The 381-nt window shown below is 59.3% G+C and carries 1 protein-coding gene; it reads left to right on the top strand.

The window, feature by feature from the left end; translation table 11 throughout:
• Positions 1-4 precede the first annotated feature (4 nt).
• A partial coding sequence (locus OO258_RS27420; protein WP_266035071.1) for an immunoglobulin heavy chain variable domain-containing protein occupies positions 5-381 on the top strand: 377 nt, incomplete at its 3' end.

Below are 381 nucleotides of genomic sequence, written 5' to 3'. Positions count from 1 at the left end.
GGCCATGGCCCAGGTGCAGCTGCAGGAGTCTGGGGGAGGCTTGGTGCAGCCTGGGGGGTCTTTGAGACTCTCCTGTGCAGCCTCTGGATTCGTCTTCAGTGACTATCCCATGAACTGGGTCCGCCGGGCCCCAGGAAAGGGGCCCGAGTGGGTCTCACGTATTACTAGCGATGGTCATACTACAACCTATGCAGACTTCGTGAAGGGCCGGTTCACCACCTCCAGAGAGAACGCCAAGAACACGCTGTACCTGCAAATGAACAACCTGGACCCTGAAGACACGGCCGTGTATTTCTGTGCCCCAGCGGGTTGGGGAATCGAACCAAAGGACTACTGGGGCCAGGGGACCCAGGTCACCGTCTCCTCACACCACCATCACCA

This window comes from Pseudomonas sp. DCB_BI (assembly GCF_026240995.1).
Classification (GTDB): domain Bacteria; phylum Pseudomonadota; class Gammaproteobacteria; order Pseudomonadales; family Pseudomonadaceae; genus Aquipseudomonas.
Note: the sequence above shows the minus strand (reverse complement) of the source record. Positions and strands in the feature narration are given on the sequence as shown.